Annotated in this window: 17 protein-coding genes and 4 pseudogenes; 9 read left to right on the forward strand and 12 right to left on the reverse strand. The window is 68.7% G+C overall.

Annotated features, from left to right (window positions below):
- Window positions 1-59: 59 nt before the first annotated feature.
- From DIZ27_RS37985 to DIZ27_RS38000, 4 genes and pseudogenes are all read right to left on the reverse strand, one after another.
- A pseudogene (locus DIZ27_RS37985) lies at window positions 60-290 on the reverse strand (XRE family transcriptional regulator); the annotation flags it as partial.
- A 112-nt stretch (window positions 291-402) separates the two neighbouring features.
- Window positions 403-807 (reverse strand): annotated as a pseudogene (locus DIZ27_RS37990) (DnaB-like helicase C-terminal domain-containing protein); the annotation flags it as partial.
- 217 nt (window positions 808-1,024) lie between these two features.
- Window positions 1,025-1,474: a hypothetical protein gene (locus DIZ27_RS37995; RefSeq protein ID WP_109382943.1), complete on the reverse strand. Its 450-nt coding sequence runs from the start codon at window positions 1,472-1,474 to the stop codon at window positions 1,025-1,027.
- Between the two features lie 80 nt (window positions 1,475-1,554).
- Window positions 1,555-1,776 carry a hypothetical protein gene (locus DIZ27_RS38000; RefSeq protein ID WP_109382944.1) on the reverse strand — a complete coding sequence of 74 codons (222 nt, stop codon included), beginning with the start codon at window positions 1,774-1,776 and terminating at the stop codon, window positions 1,555-1,557.
- A gap of 265 nt (window positions 1,777-2,041) precedes the next feature.
- Between DIZ27_RS38000 and DIZ27_RS38005 the strand changes: the two genes are divergently transcribed.
- Both DIZ27_RS38005 and DIZ27_RS38010 read left to right on the forward strand, forming a co-directional pair.
- Window positions 2,042-3,532 carry a transposase gene (locus tag DIZ27_RS38005; protein ID WP_109382945.1) on the forward strand — a complete coding sequence of 497 codons (1,491 nt, stop codon included), beginning with the start codon at window positions 2,042-2,044 and terminating at the stop codon, window positions 3,530-3,532.
- Window positions 3,533-4,125, forward strand: a pseudogene (locus DIZ27_RS38010) (integrase core domain-containing protein); the annotation flags it as partial.
- A gap of 55 nt (window positions 4,126-4,180) precedes the next feature.
- Here the strand turns inward: DIZ27_RS38010 and DIZ27_RS38015 are convergent.
- Window positions 4,181-5,851, reverse strand: coding sequence for an IS1182 family transposase (locus DIZ27_RS38015; RefSeq protein ID WP_258308738.1), 1,671 nt, complete (start codon window positions 5,849-5,851; stop codon window positions 4,181-4,183).
- Between the two features lie 298 nt (window positions 5,852-6,149).
- On the opposite strand from DIZ27_RS38015, the gene DIZ27_RS38020 reads away from it, so the two are divergent.
- The gene (locus DIZ27_RS38020) at window positions 6,150-7,247 is read left to right on the forward strand and encodes an integrase core domain-containing protein (protein ID WP_109382946.1); all 1,098 of its coding nucleotides are present in this window, start codon (window positions 6,150-6,152) and stop codon (window positions 7,245-7,247) included.
- A 168-nt stretch (window positions 7,248-7,415) separates the two neighbouring features.
- On the opposite strand, the gene DIZ27_RS38025 is transcribed toward DIZ27_RS38020, so the two are convergent.
- Entirely contained in the window at window positions 7,416-8,042 is a 627-nt protein-coding gene (locus DIZ27_RS38025) for an ATP-binding protein (RefSeq protein ID WP_258308739.1), read from the reverse strand.
- Window positions 8,043-8,218: 176 nt separating this feature from the next.
- On the opposite strand from DIZ27_RS38025, the gene DIZ27_RS38030 reads away from it, so the two are divergent.
- Window positions 8,219-8,755, forward strand: coding sequence for a hypothetical protein (locus tag DIZ27_RS38030; RefSeq protein ID WP_109382947.1), 537 nt, complete (start codon window positions 8,219-8,221; stop codon window positions 8,753-8,755).
- Here DIZ27_RS38030 and DIZ27_RS38035 read toward each other — a convergent pair.
- Together DIZ27_RS38035 and DIZ27_RS38040 are read right to left on the reverse strand one after the other, a co-directional pair.
- Window positions 8,712-9,503: an IS5 family transposase gene (locus DIZ27_RS38035; protein ID WP_109382969.1), complete on the reverse strand. Its 792-nt coding sequence runs from the start codon at window positions 9,501-9,503 to the stop codon at window positions 8,712-8,714. The genes DIZ27_RS38030 and DIZ27_RS38035 overlap by 44 nt on opposite strands.
- A gap of 381 nt (window positions 9,504-9,884) precedes the next feature.
- Entirely contained in the window at window positions 9,885-10,853 is a 969-nt protein-coding gene (locus DIZ27_RS38040; protein WP_146229064.1) for a hypothetical protein, read from the reverse strand.
- Window positions 10,854-11,228: 375 nt separating this feature from the next.
- On the opposite strand from DIZ27_RS38040, the gene DIZ27_RS38045 reads away from it, so the two are divergent.
- The 3 genes from DIZ27_RS38045 (at window position 11,229) to DIZ27_RS38055 (ending at window position 13,767) form a co-directional block, all read left to right on the forward strand.
- Complete coding sequence (locus tag DIZ27_RS38045) at window positions 11,229-12,752, forward strand: ISL3 family transposase (RefSeq protein ID WP_258308747.1); 1,524 nt, start codon at window positions 11,229-11,231, stop codon at window positions 12,750-12,752.
- 25 nt (window positions 12,753-12,777) lie between these two features.
- Window positions 12,778-13,350, forward strand: a complete 573-nt coding sequence (locus tag DIZ27_RS38050) for a hypothetical protein (protein ID WP_258308740.1) — start codon at window positions 12,778-12,780, stop codon at window positions 13,348-13,350.
- Between the two features lie 114 nt (window positions 13,351-13,464).
- Window positions 13,465-13,767, forward strand: coding sequence for a transposase (locus DIZ27_RS38055; RefSeq protein ID WP_258308741.1), 303 nt, complete (start codon window positions 13,465-13,467; stop codon window positions 13,765-13,767).
- Window positions 13,768-13,970: 203 nt separating this feature from the next.
- Here the strand turns inward: DIZ27_RS38055 and DIZ27_RS38060 are convergent, their stop codons facing one another.
- Window positions 13,971-14,420, reverse strand: a complete 450-nt coding sequence (locus DIZ27_RS38060) for a MarR family winged helix-turn-helix transcriptional regulator (protein WP_109382950.1) — start codon at window positions 14,418-14,420, stop codon at window positions 13,971-13,973.
- A gap of 164 nt (window positions 14,421-14,584) precedes the next feature.
- Between DIZ27_RS38060 and DIZ27_RS38065 the strand changes: the two genes are divergently transcribed.
- Window positions 14,585-16,036 carry an MFS transporter gene (locus DIZ27_RS38065; protein WP_258308742.1) on the forward strand — a complete coding sequence of 484 codons (1,452 nt, stop codon included), beginning with the start codon at window positions 14,585-14,587 and terminating at the stop codon, window positions 16,034-16,036.
- A 147-nt stretch (window positions 16,037-16,183) separates the two neighbouring features.
- Here the strand turns inward: DIZ27_RS38065 and DIZ27_RS38070 are convergent.
- Window positions 16,184-17,197 (reverse strand): annotated as a pseudogene (locus DIZ27_RS38070) (helicase associated domain-containing protein); the annotation flags it as partial.
- An 812-nt stretch (window positions 17,198-18,009) separates the two neighbouring features.
- Window positions 18,010-18,753, reverse strand: a complete 744-nt coding sequence (locus DIZ27_RS38080; RefSeq protein WP_109382953.1) for a zinc-binding dehydrogenase — start codon at window positions 18,751-18,753, stop codon at window positions 18,010-18,012.
- 58 nt (window positions 18,754-18,811) lie between these two features.
- Between DIZ27_RS38080 and DIZ27_RS38085 the strand changes: the two genes are divergently transcribed.
- Window positions 18,812-20,155: an IS630 family transposase gene (locus tag DIZ27_RS38085; protein ID WP_109382954.1), complete on the forward strand. Its 1,344-nt coding sequence runs from the start codon at window positions 18,812-18,814 to the stop codon at window positions 20,153-20,155.
- 346 nt (window positions 20,156-20,501) lie between these two features.
- On the opposite strand, the gene DIZ27_RS38095 is transcribed toward DIZ27_RS38085, so the two are convergent.
- Window positions 20,502-21,095: a TetR/AcrR family transcriptional regulator gene (locus DIZ27_RS38095; protein ID WP_109382955.1), complete on the reverse strand. Its 594-nt coding sequence runs from the start codon at window positions 21,093-21,095 to the stop codon at window positions 20,502-20,504.
- Window positions 21,096-21,122: the final 27 nt, after the last annotated feature.

The following is a 21,122-nucleotide window of genomic DNA, read 5'->3' on the forward strand; positions in this document are numbered from 1 at the left end:
CCTCCTCCACCATGATCAACTCGGAGATCATCCCACGGGTCAGCCAATGTGACAGTGCCCTTCCTCACCTCGCGCTCCATCCGGGCGGCGAGAGCGGCACGGGGCTTTTTGATCTGGTCCTTGACGTACCGCTCCACGGTGCGCTGCGAGACGCCAAGCGCGCCGGCCACCGCGCGGGTGCCCTTGAGCTGCTTGACCAGGTAACGCACCTGCGCGCCGGCCGACTTGGGGATGGGGCGGGTGAACGCTCCTTGTACGGCGCGCTCGAGGCCGTCTCCGATGATGCCCATCGGGGTCTCCGTTCATGATCGGCTGTGGGGGCCGCTGTACGGCGTTCCCGGCCGGGCCGGGGTAGTTGCCCGGCGCCGGGCGGAACGGGCCGCACAGCGGCGCCCAGGACGGTCAGGGGGCGGGTTCTTCGGCGGCGGACATGTCGCGCAGCCGGCTGTAGTGGAACTGGTGGGCCACCGTCACGGTGGCGGTGGGCCCGTTGCGGTGCTTGGCCACGATCAGATCGGTCTCCCCGGACCGCTCGGACTCCGGCTCGTAGTAGTCCTCGCGGTGCAGCAGGAGGATCGCATCCGCGTCCTGCTCCAGAGCGCCGGAGTCCCGCAGGTCGCTGACCGCCGGCCGCTTGTCCTGCCGTTGTTCGGGCCCGCGGTTGAGCTGGGCCAGGGCGATGAGCACGGCGCCGGTGTCGGCGGCGAGGATCTTCAGTTCGCGGCTGATCTCGGTGACCCGCTCGTAGGGCGACTGCCTCGCGGTGCGCTGGTCGGTCTGCATCAGCTGGGGGAAACTCCCCAGAACAAAGACGCCAGACCAGTAAAAATGAATGCCACACCACTGGTGAAGAATGCGTGACGCCCATCAGCAACAGACAGGCCCACGAAGCCGACCACTAAGCGAACGACGTTGCACCTGGGCCAGACGCTGACGCCGTAGGGCGGCTCACGCCGCAGGGCGTACGACGACGGCCGGGGTCCCACCACTGTGAGCCCCTGCCGTTTCGCATCGTACCATTTTCTCATACCCCGTCGACGCTGTCGAGGTCGCCCCGGATTCCCGCATACGTGTCCGGATACTGGCTGAGCATCCCGGTCACGCGTTCCCGGGTTTTCGGCAGACTGCGCGCGTATGCGCGCAGGACCATTTCCCGGCTCTCGAGAAACTGTTCAAGGATCCCGAACTCGACAGAGCTCCGAAAATACGTCTCCTCATTCAGACAGAGACCTTCGAGATAGCGGAAACAGGGCTCGAGATCGTCCGGGGTCGCCGACTCGTCCTGCAACAAGGGCAGGAGCACCGGCCCGCTGAAGGCGCTCAGGAAGAATTCCAGCAGATCCGGGGCATTCCCCCTCTCCCAGTCGTCACCGAGGCCGGGGTCCCGCTCCCTGATGTCGTCGAGCACGTCCCGGGCTCCCGGAACCTGCCGCATGAACTCGGCCACGACGCATTCCGCTGTGATGGCGTCCATAAAACCTCCTCTTGCGATTCAGGGCCGGGGGCTCGCCCGGTTGCTTCCGGACGGGCCCCCGACTTCAGCACCTGCTCAGGTCATGCGACCTGGGGCGCAGGCGGATCCAGTGCACGATGGAATCCGAAGGGATCGATCGAGTCCTTGAGCATCTCGCCCAGGCCGTCGAGCACACCGTATTCCCTGATGTACGCCGGTGCCTGTGCGGCGTTCAGCACGCCACCGGTCAGACCGAACGCCTTGTAGCCACCGCGCAACTTGGTCGGCTCTCCGACCGGCTGCTGCCTCCCGAGCGGGTGCATGTCGGCGAAGGGGGTGTCCTTTTTGCGTTGGTGTTTGCCGACGGGGTGGCGGGGTGCGCGGCTGTTGGTGCGGCCTCGTGGGCGGCCGGGGCCGGGTCGGGTAGCTTTCGGTGTTCTGGCGGGAGTGCCCAGAGGCTGTCGCACAACTCCTGCCCGGTGAAGGTCAAGAGCGATTCGCTGTTCGGTTCCGGCCGCCGGGCAGGCATCGGAATCTTGGTCTGTGGGGCGGAACTTCCTGTTGTGCGACCGTGAACGTGATCTTGAGATGCCGCGGAATGTACGGGAGTGGCTGCCGCCCGAGCACCTGTGCTGGAAGGTGCTCAACGCCGTCGGAGAGCTGGATCTCTCGGCGTTCGAGGACAGCTACCGTGCCGACGGGCAGGGAGGGGCCGCTTACCCTCCCACGAACCAGGTCGCGCTGATCCTGTACTGCTACAGCAAGGGAATACGGTCTTCCCGCCGCATCGAGCAGGCCTGTTGGGATGACGTGGGCTGCCGGGTCATCACCGCGAATCGCAGGATGGACCACTCCACCGTGGCGCGGTTCATCCGGCGCCACCGCGATGCCCTGAACTCGCTGTTCGTGCAGGTGCTGGCGCTGTGCGGCCGGCGGGGGCTGGTGGACCTCTCGGCGGTGGCCGTGGATGGCTCCCCGATGGACGCGAACGCATCCCGCGACGCCAACCAGCGCCTGCACCGTCTTGAGGCGATCATCTCCCAGTGCGACGACGAGATCAACGCGCTGATGGACGACGCACTCGTCCATGCGCGGAGCGTGGAGGCCGACGACTCCGCAGCAGCCGACAGCGACACCGCCTCCAACGACTGGCCTCGTTTGTCCCGGCTGTGCGACCGGCTCACGCGAGCCCGCACGGCCAGGCAGAAGGTGTACGAACGGGCCCGGCCCTCACCGGGCGAGACCAGACTCAAGGTCGAGGCCGCGGAGCGGATGGTGGCCCGGGCCGAGCAGCGCCTGGCCGCGGAAACCGCGGCTCACCAGGCAAAACTAGAGAAGTACGAAGCCCGGGCCGGGGCGGACCGGGCGGCGGGCCGCCGCGGGGCGAACGGCCGRCCGCCGGTCCCGCTGGAGCACAAGACCGTCCTGGTGCGGCAGCGGGCCCGGCTGGTGAAGGCGCGGRCCTGGTTGGAACGGGCCCGCACCCCCCGGCCGGTCCCCTCACCGGAGGCCCGTGCCTGTCTGAGTGACCCCGACTCTCGGCTGATGCTCAGCAAACGCGGCGGCTACCTGCAGGGATACAACCTGCAGATCACGTGTGCCCGCCGCCAGCTCCTGCTGGCCATCGAGGTGCACGACAATCCCTCGGACACCACGGCCCTCGTCCCGATGGTGGCCAAGACCCGGCACAACCACCAGGCCGCCGGGCTTCCCGGTGACATCCAGCTCTGGCTCGCCGACAGCGGATACGCCTCCACCGCCGCCTTCGAAGCCCTCACCGACCTTCCGCTGCTGGTCTCGGTCACCAGCGAAGCCCACCAGGCAGGCCTTCCCGCGAAGCGCCGACACGCCCGCGYCGGCCAGCACGCGATGGCCGCCCGCCTCGCCACCCCAACCGGTCGGGCCCAGTACCGGCAACGCAGTGCCCTGGTCGAGCCGGGATTCGCCCAGCTCTTCCAGCGATTCGGGCGCCACCTCAACTACCGCGGCCGCCCGGCCGTGGACGCCGAGATCAAGCTCCTCGGCACGGTCCACAACCTCAACAARCTGCTCAGCCACACGGCCAGAACTCGCTCTTGACCTTCACCGGGCAGGAGTTGTGCGACAGCCTCGCTCCTGGCGTGCGACTTTTTCGAAACCGTCACCCCGTCCGGGGCCCGCTTGTACGTGTTCGCCGCGATCGAGCACGCGAACCGCCGGATCCGGATCCTSGGCGCSACCGCGCATCCGACCGCGTCCTGGTGGTCCAGGCGGCGAGGAATCTTGTCATGGACCTCGAGGACGCCGGCTGTTGGGCGCGCTGTCTGATCAGGGATCGGGACGGGAAGTTCCCGCGGCTGTTCGACGCCGTCCTCAAGGACGCGGGTATCGAGGTGGTGCTCAGCGGCGTCCGGATACCGAGAATGAACTCGATCATGGAGCGGTGGGTGCAGACCTGCCGACGAGAACTGCTGGACCGCACATTGATCTGGAACCAACGCCATCTCCTGCACGCACTACGCGAGTTCGAGACGTTCTACAACGAGCACCGGCCGCACCAGGGCCTCGCGAACGCCCGCCCCCTCCACCCGCTGCCYGCTCCGATCGAGGACCCGGACCGGATCGCCCGTCTGGACATACGACGGCGAGCGCGGCTTGGCGGCACCCTCCACGAGTACCAGCATGCGGCCTGACCAGCACGGATGAGGTATTCGGCAAGGGCAGGATCTTGGTGGTTAACTCCAACGCTCATGCCGTAAGGCTGAGTTGGAGTCTGGCGAGGTGGCTGTGGTTGACGCGGTCGAGGGGGTGGCCGTTCCACCAGGCGTGGAGTCGGATGAGGTTCAGGGCGGCGGCGCTGGTGGTGTGGTCGAGGTGAGTCTTCGCGAGGCCGCGGTAGCGGGCCCGGCGCAGGCCGGTGGTGTGGGTGGCTTGCCGGACGGTTCCCTCGACCCCGGCCCGCAGGGCGTAGTCGCGTTGCCAGGTGCCGTCCCGCTGCCGGGCGCGGGCGGCGCGGATGGCCTCGGTGAGCTCCCAGGGGTAGAGGCTGAGCCGGCGGCCCTGTCGTGAGCTGGTGCACCGCTCCTTGACGGGGCAGGGGATGCAGTCCAGGGCGGCGAAGGAGACGACGGTCTTGGCCACGCCCTCCTGGACGACGTCGTTCCAGGTGGCGCTGGTCTTTCCCGCCGGGCAGAGGGCCTTGTTGTTCTCCCAGTCGATGGTGAAGTCGTGGGCCGCGAAGCCTTGTCGGGCCTTGGCCTGGCGGGAGGTGTCGAGCAGGACCGGCGTGACCAGGGCGACGCCATAGGTCTTGGCGGCGGACGCGATGAGCTCGGCGCTGGGGTAGCCGGAGTCGAGGTAGTGCCGGGCGGGCAGCAGGTGGCGCCGGTGCAGGCCCTGGTGGATCGCGCTCAGGGCCTTGCTGTCCGGCAGGGTTGAGCAGGTGGTGGTGACGTTGGTGATCAGGTTTGGGCGTCCGGGCCGGTCGCCCTCGGCTTGTGGGTGGCAGGTCTCGGAGACGTGGAGCTTGTAGCCGTTCCAGAACGTCTCGCGCTTGGCAGACCAGCGGGTGTCGGTGTCGTAGGGGGAGGCCAGGCGGGATGGGGCGGGCGGCAGGCCGTCGCCGCCGTCCTCGGCGCGCTCACGCCGCCGGATCCGCAGCCTGCCGACGCGGTCGGCGGTGCGGGTGAAGTTCTGCACCAGCACCTGCCGCAGGGTCTGAACCGCGGGCAGTTCGCGCAGCCACCCGGGCGAGGCGGGTGCGTAGACGGCCTGCAGCAGCGTGTAGCCGTCCTGCGCGTAGGCGAGCGCGAGTTTGTCCTGCTTGGTCTTGGAGGTCGGCAGCCGCCAGCTGTCCACCCGATCTCCATAGCGATGGCTCCAGTCGTCCACCACCAGCACCTGGTCCACCCAGTCGGGGCAGGCGGCGGCGAGCGCGTTCAACGCAGCGCGGACGCTCTCGCCGACCAGCTCCAGCCGGTTCAGGTCCCGCACCGCCGACACGATGTGCGTGGAGTCGGTGCGCTGACTGCCGTCCGCCGTCAGCAGGTCCAGCGCCGTCAGCCGCTCCAGCAACAGGTCCAGCACCCGCTCCTCCAGCCCGTGGGCGACGACACGGGAGCGGAACTCCGGCAGCACGCTGTGGTCGAATCCCGGATCCTCCAGGTCCAGGCCGAGTGCGTACTTCCAGGCCAGGTTCTCGCGGACCTCGTCCGCGGCCTGCCGGTCGGTCAGGTTCGCGGCCTTCTGCAGCACCGTGACCAGCGCCAGACGCCCCGGCGACCAGCCCGGCTTACCCGCCCGGCCGAACGCCTCGGCGAACGCCGCGTCCGGGAACAGTTCGCCCAGCCGGTCACGCACCTGCACCGGCAACGGAACCGCCCGCCGGCCCCGGTAGATCGCCCGGATCGCCGCAGCCACCTGCGGATCCGGCTCCGGCCAAGGCCGCGGCTGCATCGACACGACACACTCCGATCCCCAAGGAATCACGACGAGATCAACGATCAGCATGATCCCATCCGCTGGAGTCGTCGTTCCTCAGCGATCAACTCCGGCTCACAGCAGGAGAATTGGAATTAGCCACCAAGATCTTGCCCCTGCCGAAAACCTCATCCGCCCTGGTGGGAGGAGGCGCGCGGGGGTGCGCGGGGTCTCGCGCGTGGGTGCTCGAGGGGGTGCTCTCGCGTACCTGGTGGTTGTCCCGACATGATGGTCGGTCGTGCTGCTGCGACTGGCTTACCTGACCGTGACCCAAGCGTTCGCCATGGTCCGCCTGTTACCGATGAGCGACCGGGACAAGGATGCGGAGATCCTCGCCCTGCGCCATCAGATCACGGTGCTTCAGCGTCAACTCGGCAAAGACAGGGTGCGGTTCACCCCGGGCGATCGAGCGTTCTTGGCGGCGTTGCTGCACCGGCTGCCGTCGGAGGTGCTGCGCAGGGTGAGGTTGCTGGTGCGTCCGGATACGGTGCTGCGCTGGCACCGCGATCTGGTCGCGCGCCGCCACGCTGCCGCTTCCCGGCCGAAGCGCTCGGGAAGGCCGCGGACCGTGCGCTCCATCCGGCTCTTGGTGTTGCGGCTTGCGCGGGAGAATCCTGGTTGGGGGTATCGCCGCATCCACGGCGAACTCCTCGTTCTCGGGATCAAGGTGGCCGCCTCCACCGTCTGGGAGATCCTCCAGGAGGCTGGGATCGACCCGGCACCGGAACGCGCTTCCAGCACGTGGGCGGACTTCCTGCGCTCCCAGGCCGACGCCCTGCTGGCGTGCGACTTCCTGGAGACGGTCACGCTGTCCGGGGTGCGCCTGTACGTGTTCGCGGTGATCGAGCATGCCAGCCGGCGGATCCGGATCCTCGGCGCCACCGCGCACCCGAGCGCCTCCTGGGTGACGCAGACAGCGAAGAATCTCGTCATGGACCTCGAAGACGCCGGTTGCCGGGCACGGTTCCTGATCCGGGACCGGGACGGGAAGTTCCCCTCGCTGTTCGACGCGGTCCTCGCCGAGGTGGGGATTGAGGTGCTGCCCAGCGGGGTGCGGATGCCGCGCATGAACTCGATCATGGAACGGTGGGTGCAGACCTGTCGGCGCGAGCTGCTGGACCGCACCCTGATCTGGAACCAGCGGCATCTGCTGTACGCCTTACGCGAGTTCGAGGACTTCTACAACTCCCATCGGCCTCATCAGGGCATCGCCAACGCCCGCCCTCTGCACCCCTTGCCGGTCCCGAACAGCGATCCGGAGCAGATCGCTCGCCTCGACATACGGAGACGTGAACGGCTCGGCGGCATCCTCCACGAGTACCGACATGCCGCATGACCTGCGCGGATGAGGTTTTCGGCAGGTGCAATGTTCGGTCGTGCCAGCCTCCCCCCTCCTGCGCAAACGGCTCCTGCTGACCGCCGCCAGTCGCCGACCACAGACCGCGTCGGTCGTCACAGCGAGCTGATCACTGTAACGAGAGACCGGTCACTGCCACCGAATCCGTCAGTCATTGCGCCGGTCATCGACCTGAACCTCCAGATGAGGCCAGGCCGTGGCCAGGCGCGCAAGGTCGCCGGCCGCCGGCACGCTCACCGGACCCAACGACTCGGCCGGCTTGAAATGGACCAGCGTCCCGGTCGCGCCGTCGCCCTCAACGGGCTCGAGGTCGGTGACGGGGATGCCGTGTTCGTAGCGCTGAGTCCAGGCCCCGTTGAGGCGACGGTTGGTATGAACAAGCCACTCGCTGAGCGCCGCAACCACGGACATGCCGCGCCGAGGATGGCCGTCAGGCAGCAGCTCGACCTGCGGAAGGTCGAAGAACCGGAGATCCTTCGTAGCCATGACCGGCTTCTTCACGCTCCGGCCGTGCTCGTCCACGCGGGTGTCGGTGCCCCGGCCGTCATCCCGGACAGACAGGGAACCGTCGGGATGGAGAACGACGACGCAGTGTCCCCCGCCGTTGCTTGACGCTTCGTCGGCAGCATAGGCAAGTACCTCAAGGACGAGGTGCCAAGGTCCATCCGGAGCGAACTCCGCGGGACACTGCCGGATATGCGCCAGATGCTCCGCATCGACGACGCCGGACCAATCGTGCGTCGTGTTGACCCAGGAAGCTCTCGATATGTCCACCAGGCAAGTATCCCGCACGGTGATGACGACTTTGAGGCCATTCCCCTGGCTGACGACGGCTCAGAAGCTGTTGTCTTTCCGAGCTTGAGGACGGCGTTCTGCCTGGTCGGGCATAGGGGTGGTGGTTCCGTGGGAGTGGTGGCCTGTCGGGTGGTCACTGCTTGGGGAGGTTGCGGATGCCGTCGGTCGTCGGACTGCTGGAAGAGCACGAGCTCGCCGCTCGCCGTCGCGTGGACGGGCTGCGGGAGGAGGCCGACCGTATCCAGGCCGAACTCGCTGCGGCCGAGCTGGAGTGGCAGGAGTGGGTGATCGCCCGCAGGCGGGTCGGCGCGGTGCTGGCCCCGGCGGGCAGCGGCACCGCCGGGGCGGAGGCCGTCACGGATCCGCCGGGTACGGCCGCGCGGTCGGTGTCCGGGGATGCGGCGACGCCGAAGTCGCAGGTGCCGGTGTGGTGCGAGGGGCTGGCCTGGTCGGCGCTGCCGGTGGACTACCAGCGCATCCTCACCACACTCGCGGACCGGGCCCGGCTCGGTCAGGGGCCGATGACCTGTCAGGAACTGGCCGCCGTCTTCGGCATGGACGTGGTGCCGGCGCGGGTGGAGGCGCTGCGGTCGAAGGCGAAACGGCTGGTGGCCCGTGGCTGGGCGGTGGAGTCGGCGCCGGGCCGGTTCACGCCCGCGACGGGCGTGGCCGGGCCAGGCGGCGGATCATGAGCAGGGTCATCGACCAGTAGACCATCGCCTCCGCGCTGCTGGTGCGGCGTTCGACGTCGCGGACCAGGCGGCGGCTTTGCATCAGGTGGGCGAAACACCGTTCGACGATCCACCGTTTGGGCAGCACCACGAACCCCTTCTGGCCGTCGCTGCGTTTGACGATCGCCAGGACCAGGGCGAACGTGGCCAGGCAGTGCTCGACGAGGCTGCCGGTGTAGCCGCCGTCGGCCCACACCAGCTCCAGCCGGTGGTGCGCGCCGGCCACCCGCGCCAGCAGGACCTGGGCGACGGCGCGGTCGCCGACGTCCGCGCTCGTGACCATCACCCCCAGCAGCAGGCCGAGGGTGTCGACCACGACATGCCGCTTGCGCCCGTTGACCAGTTTGCCGCCGTCGAAGCCGCGGCTGTCGGCGCCGACCACGGCGTCCGCCTTGACGGACTGCGAGTCGATCACACCCGCACTCGGCTCCGCGTCCCGCCCCGCCTTCTCGCGGACCTGCCCGCGCAGCCGGTCGTGGAACTCGCGGATCAGGGCGTGGTCGCGCCAGCGGCGGAAGAACGCGTACACCCGGTCCCACGGCGGGAAGTCGGCGGGCATCGCCCGCCACTTGATTCCGTTGTCCACGAGATAGCCGATCGCGTCCAGTATCTGCCGGTGGCAGTACGCCTCCGGCTGCCCGCCGCGGCCGCGCATCCAGCCCGGCACCGGCAGCAGCGGCCGGACCACGGTCCACTCCGCGTCCGTCATGTCGGTCGGGTACCGACGCTGTCGCTCGGGCCSGTCGGCCGCGTTGCCGTACACGTGCGCGAGGCAATCACACGATGGAGCAGCCGAGTTGGACTCGTCCGGGACCAGCACGGAAGACTGTGACAACAGGGCCTCCTGTTGCTCTATGGATTCGACACCCACGAGCTGTTCAGGAGGCCCTGCCTTCATGCCCTCACCCCGGCAGGATCACCCGACCGGGAACCCGCGTTCGACCACCACCGCTCAAGATCGAAAAGACAACAGCTTCTCACGAAATTCGTGCCTGAACCGACTCAAACCGTCACGGCCACACACACGGTCACCAGCAGGGTGGACTCCACGGGGAACTGGCGAAACCTGAATAGGCAAGCTCACCAGTAACTACGGCACTGGCGACCTGCGGTGCAATGTGTACTGGTCGAGTGAATCCGGGTCGCCGATCCAGTAGTAGAGGGTGGGCTGTTCTTCGGTGCCGCCGAACTGCCAGCCGCTGCCCCCCATGCAGCCACTGACACTGAGATCGAGCTGCGGGGTTCCGGACAGCGATGCACCCTGCGCCCACGAGCCGGAGCCACTGCACTGCTCGGGTGCGTCCCCGCCGTACGCCGCCTCCGCGGCACGGACGTCCAGATCGTTGGCCACCGCGGTGCCATCAGCCCGGAGGGTGAGGGTGCCGCCCTGGTCGTCGGTCCAGGTACCGACGAGCTGCGCGTCGGTGAGCCGTGGCGGCTCGTATCCCTGGATCAGGCCAGTCCCGTAGGCCGCCAGGCCACCGACGAAAACCACCGCCGACAGCGTCAGTCCGCAGACGAACACCACCGCAGCCAGCCCGAACCGGCCACCGGTGCCGCGCAGGACGGTCACGGCCCGAGTGCACAGGACGGCGGGAACCAAGCCGAGGAAAGCCACGAGAAAAACCAGCGGGAGCACAGTCCAACTGCCGCCGAGAAGCGCCGTCGGCACCCCGGTGCACACGGCGGCCGCCGTGGCGAACGCCCCGCAAGCAGCCAGGCACCAGCGCATCGTCTCCGCCCGCCCAGTCCTGCGGGCCGACCAGCGCGACAGCTGCACGACCGGCAGGACGGCCGCCGCCGAGCCGATCAACCCCGCCAGGCCGAGCATGACCACGGCGACCACGGCCACGAGGAGATACCCGACGTAGGCCGAGACGCCGGCGGCGAAATAGTGCTCATCCCGCAAGCCCGCCAGGAAGTAGACGACCAGCGCGAGCGCGCCCTCCGCCGACAGCGTCACGGCCCCTGTCAGCCACGCGGCCGTCCAGCCTGCGCCGCCGACACGCTCCGGCCCTGCAGGAGTTGCTCCCTGCCTCTCCACCGTCCAGTGCGCCATCCCCGCCCCCTTCCCTCCCATGTCTGCTTCATCATGCACCTGACCGGCAGGGCCGCCGCAGCAGGGTGCCACGCTTGAGGTCCGCGAGCTCCACGCAAGCCGATCAGACCTCCCTCCCGTGTGCACCCGTTGTGCGCTGCGCGAACAAGACCACCACCGTGGCCCTATTCACGAGAACGGGTTCTGGCTCAGCTTCTGTGGTGTGGCTACGCTGAGTGACGGCTGGGCCGTTCCCGGAGGGTCGGGAAGTTGCCCGAAAACAAGCAGTGGCCGGTGCGGTGTGGCTGACAGTTCGGGGCCGTGGAAGAGGTCGTGCTCCGACTGAAGGAGCTGTTGTTTCCGTCGATCGCGGACGTCGCGGTGCTGTCGGTAGACGTGGACATCGCGGTAGTGCACGTTGATGCGCAATGCACCGCGACGGGAGCCCCATGTCCGGACTGCGGTACATGGTCCAGCCGGGTTCACGGATCCTACCTGCGGTTTCCCGTAGATGTTCCCAGTACCGGACGAAGCGTTGTCCTCCGCCTGCGGGTGCGTCGGTTCACCTGCCAGAACGTCTCGTGCGGGCGTCGGACCTTCGTCGAGCAGATACCCGGTCTGACCCGCCGTCACGGTCAGCGGACCGAGCGGCTGCGTTCCACCCTGGCCGCGGTCGGCCTCGCCCTGGCGGGGCGGGCCGGCGCCCGGATGGCCCGTGTGTTCGGGGTGGCCGTCAGCCGGAGCACGGTCCTGCGGCTGGTCGACGCGCTTCCCGAGCCGGAGCCTCCGGCCCCGCGCGTGGTTGGTGTCGATGAGTATGCGACCCGCAAGGGCCGCAATTACGGCACGGTCCTGGTCGATATGGAGACCCGGCGCCCCGTTGACCTGTTGCCAGACCGGGAGGCATCGACGCTGGCCGCATGGCTGGCCCAGCGGCCAGGTGTCGAAGTCGTCTGCCGCGACCGCGCGCCGTTCTTCGCGGAAGGCGCCGCCGCCGGAGCTCCGCAGGCCGTCCAGGTCGCGGACCGGTGGCACCTGTGGCACAACCTCAGCGAGGCCGCCGAGCGAGCCGTTGCGCAGCACCGCCGCTGCCTGCGCGTCCTCGTCCCCGGAGCACCTGAGCCCGAGCCCGCACCCGCCCCGGTGGAAGAGACGTCCGGCTCACCGTGGCCGACCGGCCACCGGTTCGCCGACCGCACCCGCACCACGCACGCCACCGTCCACGCACTGCTGGAGGCAGGACACAGCCGCCGCTCTATCCAGCGACAACTCCGCATGACCAGCCGCACCGTCAAGAAGTACGCCGACGCCGCCAAGCCGGAAGACCTCTTCACCGGCCAGTGGCAGAACCGCCCCTCCGTCCTCGACGACTACAAGCCCTACCTGGACGACCGCTGGGGCGAAGGCTGCACCAGCGCGTGGAAGCTGTGGGAGGAGATCGTGCCGCTCGGCTACAAGGGCAGCTACCAGCGCGTTCGCGCCTACCTGCACGACAAACGCACCTCACCACGACCGGTGACCGCCCGGCCGCCCTCCCCCCGGGCCGTCGCCGGATGGATCCTCCGCCACCCGGACACCCTCACCGAGACCGAACAGCTCCAGCTCAAGCATGTCCGGGCCCACTGCCCCGAACTGGACGCCCTCACCCGCCATGTCCGCTCCTTCGCGGCCATGCTCACCGAGCGCCAGGGCGAGCGCCTGCCGGACTGGCTCGACGCCGTCCGGCAGGACGACCTGCCCAGCCTCCACACTCTCGCCGCCGGCATCGACCGCGATCGCGCCGCCGTCATCGCCGGTCTCACCCTGCCCTGGAACTCCGGCGCCGTCGAAGGACATGTCAACCGGATCAAGATGCTCAAGCGCCAGATGTTCGGCCGCGCGGGCTTCGCCCTCCTGCGGAAACGCGTCCTCATGTCCTGATCACCGACCAGACGGGAGGAACTCGATGGCGGCAGCGTCGGCGGATGTGCGAGCCTTCTTCTCCCAGATGCTGACCGAGAAGACTCCGATGACCCGCGACGACGCCATCAAGCAGCTCAGCAGCATGGCGCGCGAGAGAGCATTCGGTAGGCACGTCGGGTCTGACCGGCTCATCCAGGCAGGGCTGGACGCACTGATTGCTGGGGTTGAGAGCCCCTCCCTCGCCATGCTGGCCGGCCTCCTTCGGAGCGAAGAGCCCGAAGCGCCAGCGCTCTTCGACCAGGTGCTGGAGGAGCTGGGACTGCTCTTCCACCCGCCCGCTGACCCTCGGGCCGCAAAGTGGGCAATGGCCTACTGGATCGCCGGTCAGATCGCCGATGGATCTCTCGATCCCGCCACCGGCACCCACCTCATCTGGGCAGACATCGCCTATGACCTCGACTACCCCGAAAAGCTGGAACCACTTGTCCACTGCGCGCACAACCTGGACGGCTGGGAGGAGATCTGGGGAGTCTCCTTTGAGGAACTCAATAAGGAAGCGGTCGAGGCGGCGAAGCAGTTCTTGAGCAAGCGGTCGGACGCAGAGGCGGAGGACTGACCGCCGATTGGTTCTCGCCACCGGGATTGGCCCACCCCTGCCTGAGTCTCTCACGCAGCGTGACCGCACCACAGAAGCTGAGCCAGAACCCGTTCTCACGCACAGAGCCAGGACGTGGACGTGCTGCTCGGCGCGCCCCGGGCGCCGCGAATGAACGCCCACTGCGAGCGCGTGATCGGCACGATCCGCCGGGAGGCCCTGGACCACGTGCTGATCGTGAACGAGGCCCATGCGCGGCGCGTCCTCGGCCGGTACCAAGATCACTACAACGGGCACCGGCCTCACCAGGCCCGGGACCAACTCCCGCCCGACGTGAGCGAGGAACCCGCCGCCGAACGCCGGCACGGCCATCCCGGCAAACTCCTACGCACCCGCATCCCCGGCGGAGCGATCAACGAGTACCGATATGCGGCTTGACCAGCAGCGATGACTTTCCAAGCGGCACAGGCTGCCTGTTCGCATCACGTGGTTGCCGGTCGGTATGCCGGGGAGTGCGTTGCCGCTGGTCCCGGGGTGTGCGGGTGGTGTGCTGGCGGGGCGGGCGGTGGGAAGGGGGCAGTGTCACCGTCTGCGGTGTGGGCTTCGGGTTGTAGCGGGTTCCTGCCGGGCACTCTTGGAGATCACGGCCGGGGCCAGGGGCGCCCTCGCCGGTGTTCGACGGCTGTGTTGAAGCGGCGCAGGTAGGTCACGAAGGCGTCGAAATCCTCGTCCGGCCAGTCCTCGAGCAGTGCGCCGAAGGCTTCCCGCAGCGCGGCCCGGTGGTCGTGCAGCTGCTTCTCGCCGAGCTCGGTGACCCGGAACTTCCGGGCCATCCCGCCCCCGGGGTCGGGTATGCGTTCGACCAGGCCCGCCCTCATGGCTGCGGCGGTCTGCCGGTGAACTGTGGAGACGTCGAGCTCGAAGGCGTCGCTGAGCTCGCCCACCGACATGGGGCCCTGTGCGAGGAGGCGGCTGAGCAGCACGTACGCGCTGCGCTCGAGTCCCTCGGTGTGTCGGCCGGTCAGGTTGTGGAGGGTGTAGCGGGTCAGCAGCATGTGCTCGTACGCGAGTTCGTCGATCGGTCTCGGCATGGCTTCCTCGCTCCCCTGGTCCATCCTCGCACGCGGCAATTCAAACCCTCGGCATTGGTAGATGCAAAACGTTTGTATGATGCAAAGAATTTGTATGATGCAAACCTCGTATGGGGGAGCTCGGCGCCCCGCTGCTCCTGACGCCTTTTCCGTGGAGACCCCTCTTGGACACAACTCGCAGCGCCCCACGCGCGAACGTGGTGGTCGCCACCCTCGCGCTCGTGGGCACGGTCGCGGCGATGATGCAGACCCTCATCACGCCCCTTCTCGCCGATCTGCCGCGCATCCTGCACTCCACCCCCTCCGACACCGCCTGGGCCGTCACCGTCACTCTCCTGGTGGGCGCGGTCTTCATGCCGGTTGCCGGCCGCCTGGGAGACATGGTCGGCAAGCGGCGCATGATTCTCGTCTGTCTGGTGCCCCTGGTGGTCGGCTCCGCCGTCTGTGCGCTGGCCTCCTCCGTCATACCCATGATCGTCGGCCGGGGTCTGCAGGGCATGGGGCTGGGCATCGTCGCGCTCTGCGTCTCACTGCTCCGCGACACCGTTCCGCCGGAGAAGCTCAGCACCTCCGTCGCCCTGATCAGCGCCTCCCTGGGCATCGGCAGCGGCCTGGGCCTGCCGGTGGCCGCCGCGGTCGCGCAGTTCGCCAGCTGGCGTGTCATGTTCTGGGCCACCGCCGTCATTGGCGTGCTTCTCGCCCTGGCCATCCTCAAGGTGGTGCCAAAGGGCGCCGCCGACGCCGCCGGCCAACGCTTCGACCTGCCAGGCACCGTCGCCCTCGCCATCGGCCTCGTCTGTTTCCTGCTGGCCGTCTCCAAGGGCGCCGACTGGGGCTGGACCGCCGCCCCGACCCTCATCTGCTTCACCGGTGCCGTGATCGTCCTGCTGGCATGGGGCTGGTGGGAGCTGCGTACCCGCGACCCCCTGGTCGACCTCCGGACCACCGCCCGCCCGCAGGTGCTCCTCACCAATACGGCGTCGATCTTCACCGGCATCGGCATGTACGCCACGATGCTGGTCACTCCGCAGATCCTCATGCTGCCCACCGAGACCGGTTACGGCCTGGGCCAGTCGATGCTCGCCACCGGCCTGTGGATGCTGCCCGGCGGCCTCATCCAGGTCTTCCTCTCGCCCGTCGGAGGCAAGCTGATCAACTCCCGCGGCGCCAAGTTCACCCTCATGCTGGGAGCCTCGGTCATCGCCGTCGGCTACGCCGCGGCCCTGCTCCTCATGGGCACCGCGCCGGGCCTGATGACCGCCCACATGATCATCAAGGGCGGTGTGGGCATCGCCTACGGCGCCATGCCCGCCCTCATCATGGGCGTCGTCCCACGCAGCCAGACCTCCGCGGCCAACAGCTTCAACTCGCTGATGCGCTCGCTGGGCAGCTCCGTCGGTGCCGCCGTGATCGGTGTGATCCTCGCCCAGATGACCACCGTGACCGGCAACCACGCCCTGGTGTCCGAGGGAGGCTTCCGCATCGGCCTGGTGATCGGCTGCGGTGTCGGCATCCTCGCTGCGGTGATCTCCGCCGTCATCCCCCGGGCGCCGCGCCAGGAAAACGCCGAGAGGACCACTGGCCGGAGCCGCGAGCCGGAGGCCGCCACCGGCTGACCGGACACCACCCGAACCCCCGGGCGGGGATCGGCGGGGATCGACGGAGCTTCTCCGCCAGGCCCGGCCCCCAGGACGCTTGTCCCGGGGGCCTGACTGTGTACTTCACTGACCATCCGATTCACCACCCGTCCGGCCGGCGGAGCATCAGGCCCATTCCATGCCGAGTTCGGTGAGGGCGGCCCGCTGCGCGTCCGAGAGCTTGTCGCGCCTCGATTTCACGTTCGAGACCCACACGCCGAGCCGGACCGTGACCGGCTCGGTCTGGCCGTCGATAGTGATCTGTTCGCTGTGGCCCCTTGGTACCGGCCGGTGGACGCCTTCCCGTTCCACCCACTGTGCGAGGGCTGCCAGGCCGCGCTGGAATGCCTGCTGCGCCTTGCCCTGGCCCTTCGCCGTACGCCCGGCCGCCGGGGTCGGAGACGGCGCCTGGGCGGGCTGTACGCCCAGCCTGGTCAGCCGTTCCTGCTGCTCGCTCGACAGCAGTTTCCAGGTGCCCGGCTGTTTCTGCCGCTTCAGCCACTTGCCCAGGTCGTCGCCGTCCATCAGCACGCCGGGTGCGATGTCGGGCAGTACACCGTCGGCGTCGACCAGGTCCGCGAGGACGCGGTAGTGGCGCTGCCAGTCGAGGGGCCAGGGGCAGTTCCAGTCCGGGTCGATCGCCGCCAGCTGCTGCGCGCGTGCCGCGGCGCGCTCGGGGTTTTTGCCGAGGCCGCCTTGCCTGCGGAGGTTGGCCAGGTGCTGCCCGACCGGGACGGGCTGACCGCCGGCGGGGGCGTCCCAGACGGCGTCCTGGCGGGGTGCGAGGTGTCCGGTGGCGCGCCGGTAGGAGCGCAGCGCGGCGAGCTTGTTCTCCCATGCCTCTTCACCGGGCTCCCACACCATGCCGGCCTCCGGGGCGTCCAAAAGCTCCTTGCGCCGCTCCTCCAGCTCCCCGCCCCGCAGCGTCTTCCTCTGCTGGTGCACCCACCGCCCCAGCGGAAACGCCTTGGTCGCCCCGACCTCGGTCTCGACGTCATAGGGAACGGCGTAGAGGCCAGTGATCTCGTTCTCGGCCCGCCAGCGGATGAGGGCTTGGTAGCCCTCCAGCCACACGAGGGATTCCGGCCGGTAGACCCGGGTGCGCAGGAAGGCCGCGATGGTGGCTGTGCGATCTCTCGGTTTCGGGACAGTGGGGTGAGGGACAGTGGGGTCTGGGTGTGTTGTTGCTGGTGGGTGGCGGTTTCGGGGCGCGGGGCCACTGTCATGAGGGTGAGATTTCCGTGGGTATCGCTGTCGTGGGGGTGTTATCGCGTGCGGGGTGACGCTGTCTCAGCCTTGTGAGTTCTGATCCGCTGGCCGGCGAGTGGTTGGTGTGCTCGGGGGTGTGGATGAGGGAGAGCAGGGACCGGCCTCGGCGGGGCCGGGTGGGGTTTTGCCGGCTGTGTCGGTTCGGGCGTTGCGGGGGCCGGCGGTGCGCCGTCTGCTGGCCTTGCGACGGGAGGGGAAGCTCACCACTGGGCACGTGAGGTTGCTGCAGGTCGCGGCATGTCCTTCCGGTGCAGATTCGCAACCGGCACCGGCTCGTTCTACGACTGCTTCCAGTTCGTCCACCGCGAAGCCTGATCCTCAATCCCCGCCGGCTGCCCGCCCCCGACCCAGTGGCGGGCAGCCGGCACGGTAATGGACAGCCCTGCGGGCTGGGGTGCCCCAGAGCGACCTGCGGCCGCGGGCGTTCCCAGCCCGCCCTGGCCGGGCGGGGCGCTTCGCGCCGGGCCGCCTTGAAGGGCGCTGCGCGCCCGCGGCCCGCCCCTGCGGGGCAAAGGCACCGGCCTTTGGCCGGTGCCCCTCACGAGTTCTACCAGGCCACCGTCGCCATCGCCGCGCTCCTGCTCTGGATCTGACCCCTTCTGAAGCGAAACCGATCTCCAGGTGAGCGAGCCGGGTTAACTCAGAATTCGACGAGGTCGAACCCTTTCAGCCGACGGCCTCGGTCACCAGACCAGTACGAAGCGGCCGCGCACGCCCCCGGCCTCGAGGCGCCGGTGCGCCTGCGATGCCTCCGCAGCCGGCAGCACCTCCGCCACACGGGGGGTGAGGAGCCTGTTTTCCACTCGCTGGCGCAGCGCGTCGAGCTTGCCGAAGGAGTGATACTCATCCGCCACCACGGCCTGCTCGAAGCGGATGCCGCGCTCACCGGTCCCTTTCCAGAGCCTCACGTCGATTGAGACCCCGCCGTCACGGACGGCCGGCAGCGCCTCCTCCCGCTGTACGGACGCGTCCGTAAGTGCATCCACGCCCCCTGGGACGATGGCGCGGACCGCGTCGGCGAACCCCGGCCCCCGCTCGACGACGTGGTCTGCGCCGAGGGACTCGACCAGGGCGCGGTCCTTGTCCGCAGCGTCAGCGATCACCGTGAGTCCGGCCGCCTTGCCGAGCTGCACGAGATAGTTGCCGAGCAGGCCCGCAGCGCCGGACACCGCGAGCACCTGTCCCGGTGCCAGGGCGACCTTCTCCAGCATCTGCGTCGCGGTGAGCCCGTTCATCGGGATCGTCGAAGCCTCTTCGAGTGACGTGTTCGCAGGGATGCGGGTGAACGATCCGACGGGAGCGACAAGCTTCTGCACATAGGCACCGCCATGGCCAGCCAGCGGAATTGCCATTGCCATGACCTCATCGCCGACCGACCAGCCCTCGACCCCTTCACCGACCTCGTCGATCAGGCCGGCCGCATCCATGCCGGGCACGTAGTGTGCTGCGCCAGAAATTCTGAGGGTTAGTTGCTACCTTCTTTTCATGACGCATCGAGGCCCCGCTGCTGTAGAGATCGTTCTTTCCGACGACGAGCGCATCGAGCTGGTGCGCCGGGCGGGGCTGCCGGACCGGCGTGTGGCTGAGCGGGCCCGGATCATCCTGGCCTGCGCCGATGGCATGTCGAATGCGGGTGCCGCGCAGGCGGTGGGTGCCGGCGTGAAGACGGTCCGCAAGTGGCGTGGGAAGTTCGCCGCCGAGCGACTGGCGGGGCTTGCGGACGAGGCACCCATCGGCCGGCCGAAGTCCGAGCTGGTCCTGACCGAGGACGAGCGGGCCCAGCTGGTGCGCTGGGCGAGGCGGGCGAAGACCGCCCAGTACCTCGCGCTGCGGGCGAAGATCGTGCTGCGGTGCGCCGAGGGCGGGACGAACAAGCAGGCTGCCGCCGATCTCGGGGTCGACCAGTCGACCGTGGACCGCTGGCGGGCCCGCTTCGTAGCCGATCGCCTCGATGGCCTGCAGGACGAACCGCGAACCGGCCGGCCGCCCTCGATCCTGCTCGACCAGGTCGAAGACGTCATTGTCGCGACCCTGGAATCCACCCCGGGCCGGGACACGCACTGGTCGCGGGCCTCGATGGCCGCCCGCACCGGGCTGTCGAAGTCCACCATCGGGCGGATCTGGAAGAGGTTCGACCTCAAGCCGCACCTGCAGGACTCCTTCAAGCTCTCCACCGACCCGCAGTTCGTCGACAAGGTCGTGGACGTGGTCGGCCTGTACCACAACCCGCCTGAGAAGGCAGTGGTGTTATGCGTGGACGAGAAGAGCCAGATCCAGGCGCTGGACCGCTCGCAGCCGGTGCTGCCGATGATGCCCGGCATGCCGGAACGGCGTACTCACGACTACCTGCGGCACGGCGTCACCAGCCTGTTCGCCGCGTTCAACATCGCCGACGGCACCGTCATCAGCCAGCTTCACCGCCGTCACCGGGCCATCGAGTTCAAGAAGTTCCTGACCGCCATAGACAAGGCGGTGCCCGCCGGTCTCGATGTGCACCTGGTGTGCGACAACTACGTCACCCACAAGACCCCCGAGATCCAGCAGTGGCTCGCCCGGCACCCCCGCTTCCACGTGCACTTCACGCCGACCGGCTCCTCCTGGATCAACCAGGTGGAGCGGTGGTTCGGCCTGCTGACGGACAGGCTCATCCGCCGCGGCGTCCACACCTCCGTGAAGGCCCTCGAGAACGACATCCGCGACTGGATCGACACCTGGAACGAGAACCCCAGACCGTTCACCTGGACCAAGACCGCCGACGAGATCCTCACATCCCTCGCCGCCTACCTCGCCAGGATCACTCCACCCGACAGCCAAGCCGGAGAGAACTAACCCTCAGGATTTCTGGCGCAGCACAGTAGGGCGGCTCGACGCCGCTGGTGTCCGGCTGCCCTGTACGCACGAGCGTATCGGTGGGACTGACAGCGAACGCCCGCACGCTGATGCGGACCTCTCCAGGACCCGCGTGCGGCTCCGGAACCTCGTGAATGCCAAGGACCTCCGGCCCTCCGAACTCAGTGACGCCAATGACCTTCAAAGTGGAATCCTTACAGTCGTCGTTCCATGCGGCAGCGGAGTCAGGAGTCGGCGAGCTGGGGCCGTCATGCCGCGATCTGGGTGAGTTGTTCGGCTTGGCCGGCCGGTAGCTCGCCGACGGTCTTGGCCGGGTGTGGCCCGGCTACGGCCGACGGCCGGCTCCGCTCGCGTAGCCGGTCTCCGTCATCGCCCGCAAGGCCTCCAGCGAGGCGCTGTCCGCAGTTCCCGCACTCCTGACCCACGCCAGGGACAGTGCGGAGAGGAACAGGGTGTCGGCCTGGACCGAGGCCCGTGCGGTACCGTCGCGCTGCGCAGGCCGGAGCAGCTCGTCGGTGATGGCGATCAGGTTCTGGCAGGACACGGCGAGCGGGGAGTCACCCTCCTCGAGGGCGCTGATCACCGGGTCGGGCAGCCCGCTGAAGAGGCTCAGGTAGTCCTCGAGGACCCGCATCCACTGCCGCAGTGCCTCGTCCGGGTCCGCGATCCGTTCGATCTCGGAGCGGCGGGCGAGCAGTTCCTCCCCGCGGACGTGCAGGGCGGCGGCGAGCAGGGCTTCGCGTTGGGGGAAGTGGCGGTAGAGCGTGGCGGGGCCGACGCCGGCGTCCTTGGCGATCGCCTCCAGTGAGGTGCCGATGCCGTGCTCGGAGAAGTGGCGGAGCGCCACGTCGAGGATCTTGGCGCGATTGCGCAGTGTGTCGCTGCGCGGCCTGCGCTCCCCTGACTGCCCGCTCGCCATGGTGGCCCTCCTGTACGGCCGTGACTC

This window comes from Streptomyces sp. NWU339, assembly GCF_003143855.1.
In the GTDB taxonomy this organism is placed as follows: domain Bacteria; phylum Actinomycetota; class Actinomycetes; order Streptomycetales; family Streptomycetaceae; genus Streptomyces.